This is a genomic window from Endozoicomonas sp. ONNA1, from assembly GCF_024606325.1.
Taxonomy (GTDB): domain Bacteria; phylum Pseudomonadota; class Gammaproteobacteria; order Pseudomonadales; family Endozoicomonadaceae; genus Endozoicomonas_A.
In genome coordinates, this window is the sequence record NZ_JAHHPN010000896.1 from 1 (window position 1) to 2,107 (window position 2,107).

At 49.5% G+C, this 2,107-nt stretch carries 4 protein-coding genes and 1 tRNA gene; 4 read left to right on the forward strand and 1 reads right to left on the reverse strand.

Going from position 1 to position 2,107, the window contains the following annotated elements:
* Positions 1-113 precede the first annotated feature (113 nt).
* Positions 114-204 (reverse strand) — tRNA-Ser (locus tag KDK19_RS21140).
* A gap of 238 nt (positions 205-442) precedes the next feature.
* Between KDK19_RS21140 and KDK19_RS21145 the strand changes: the two genes are divergently transcribed.
* The 4 genes from KDK19_RS21145 to KDK19_RS24625 all read left to right on the forward strand — a co-directional run.
* A complete protein-coding gene (locus KDK19_RS21145) occupies positions 443-1,114 on the forward strand; it encodes a Bax inhibitor-1/YccA family protein (protein ID WP_257292882.1) in 672 nt (223 codons plus the stop codon).
* A 96-nt stretch (positions 1,115-1,210) separates the two neighbouring features.
* Positions 1,211-1,603, forward strand: coding sequence for a sulfurtransferase complex subunit TusD (gene tusD, locus KDK19_RS21150; protein WP_257292883.1), 393 nt, complete (start codon positions 1,211-1,213; stop codon positions 1,601-1,603).
* Between the two features lie 2 nt (positions 1,604-1,605).
* The gene (gene tusC, locus KDK19_RS21155) at positions 1,606-1,965 is read left to right on the forward strand and encodes a sulfurtransferase complex subunit TusC (RefSeq protein ID WP_257292884.1); all 360 of its coding nucleotides are present in this window, start codon (positions 1,606-1,608) and stop codon (positions 1,963-1,965) included.
* The coding region (locus tag KDK19_RS24625) for a DsrH/TusB family sulfur metabolism protein (RefSeq protein WP_368736482.1) at positions 1,965-2,107 on the forward strand (143 nt) is incomplete at its 3' end. The genes tusC and KDK19_RS24625, both read left to right, overlap by 1 nt.

Here is a 2,107-nt window from a genome sequence, read left to right on the forward strand (position 1 = left end):
CTTTCAACCGCTCAGCCAACCCACCTGAAGAGGTTTGAAAGTGCAGCAACGAACACGGCAACAGCTCGATTTATACCAAGTGTTACCCGAGGATGTTACTGCACTTTGAGAAGTGGCGGAGGGACAGGGATTCGAACCCTGGGTGGGCTATTAACCCACGCCGGTTTTCAAGACCGGTGCTTTCAACCGCTCAGCCATCCCTCCGCAGCAACGGGATTGAATATTACCTGAAAACGATCAACTGTCAAACCCTTGAAAACCAAAGAATATCTCCTGATTGGAAAAATCTTTACGGAATGGCACCGGTTAAAAGTAACGGCTGTTACGTTTTTGTAACGCCTTCGGGGTACTGTGGGCATCCTGTAAAAAGAGAATCTCGATATAGCCGGTGTGTTCAGCTCTGGTATACTCCCTATATAAGCCCCAATGCGAGGAATAAAAAATGGAACGCAAATCTACCGTTTTAGCGTCAAGGCCGACACAGGTTGGCAGCGGCATTGAAATCAATAGTGTTTTGCGCAACACCTACCTGTTGCTAGGTATGACACTGCTGTTCAGTGCTTTTACTGCGGGTGTGGCTATGGCGCTGGAAATCAGTCGTATCACTGCCCTGGTGCTTAGCCTGGTAGGTTTTGGTCTGATTTTTGTTGTCAATAAAACCGCTGACTCAGGCAAAGGTCTGGTGGCTGTTTTTGCTTTCACCGGCGTTCTGGGTGCTGCCCTTGGGCCTATGCTGAACTTCTATCTGGCACTGCCTAATGGTCCTTCTCTGGTGATGCAGGCTCTGGGCGGAACAGCCGCTGTGTTCTTTGCCCTCTCAGCCTACGTACTGGTTACCCGCAAGGACTTCTCATTTATGGGGGGCTTCCTGATGGTGGGCCTGATTGTGGCCGTGATTGCCAGTATCGCCCTGATCTTCTTCCAGATCCCGGCGGCATCCATGGCTCTGTCTGCTGCTATTGTGCTGTTGATGTCCGGCTTCATCCTGTTTGACACCAGCCGTATCATCCACGGCGGCGAAACCAACTACATCCGCGCTACCGTCTCTCTCTACCTGAATATCTACAACCTGTTTACTGCTCTGCTCTCTCTGCTGGGCATGTCTGACGACTAAGTATTCAGTAATTTATGAAAATACCTCGGTATTCCCGGGGTATTTTTTTTGCACCAGTGACGGTTATAGAAATTTTTTGTAGATGGGAGTCTGTGAATGAAATATGCACTGGCTGTCTACGGTGCTTCCGGTACCGGGCAGTCTTCTCTGACAGCACTTTCTTTTGCCAGGGCTTTGTTGGCTGCGGGCCATGAGATCATTCGAGTCTTTTTTTATCAGGATGGAGTGCACAATGCTTCCAGCCTGGTTTCACCGCCACAGGATGAGGTGAATCTGCCGGAGCAATGGCAAAAGCTGATCACAGAGCAGGGTATTGATGCGGTAGTCTGCATCGCAGCGGCTCTTCGCAGAGGCGTGGTGAATACTGAAGAAGCTGAAAGGTATGAACTGCCAGCCAGTAATCTCAGGGAGGGGTATGAACTCTCGGGATTAGGTCAGTTACTCGAAGCGACCGTTGAAGCTGATCGTCTGGTGACTTTTGGAGACTGATCATGAGTCAATCTATTTGCATTGTTTCAACTCAGGCCCCTTACCGTGGCCAGTTTGCCAGAGAAGCGCTGGACGCTGCCCTGGTTTCTGCTTCCTGTGAGATCCCAACCAGTCTGTTGCTGATGGGTGATGGTGTTTATCAGATATTGAACGGACAATCTCCCGGACAGCTGGAAAAGAAAAAACTTTCATCCCTGTTCCAATCTCTCGAACTCTATGGGATTGAAACGGTTTATGTGGATGGAGAATCGCTGGCAGAACGTCATCTTGATCCAGAGCAGTTGTTACCCCTGTACACGCTTCTGGAAGGGAACGCAGTGGCATCTTTCCTGGCTCAGCAAGATAAGGTATTGAATTTCTGATGGCTACTTTGCATACGGTCAATAAAGCCGGACAACCTCTGGAGCTTTGTCTGAGAGCTCTGAATGTCGGCGACAGTGTTCTGCTTTTGGAAGAGGGCGTTTACGCTTTGTATGAAGCCAGTGATGTTTTGTCTGATCTCCT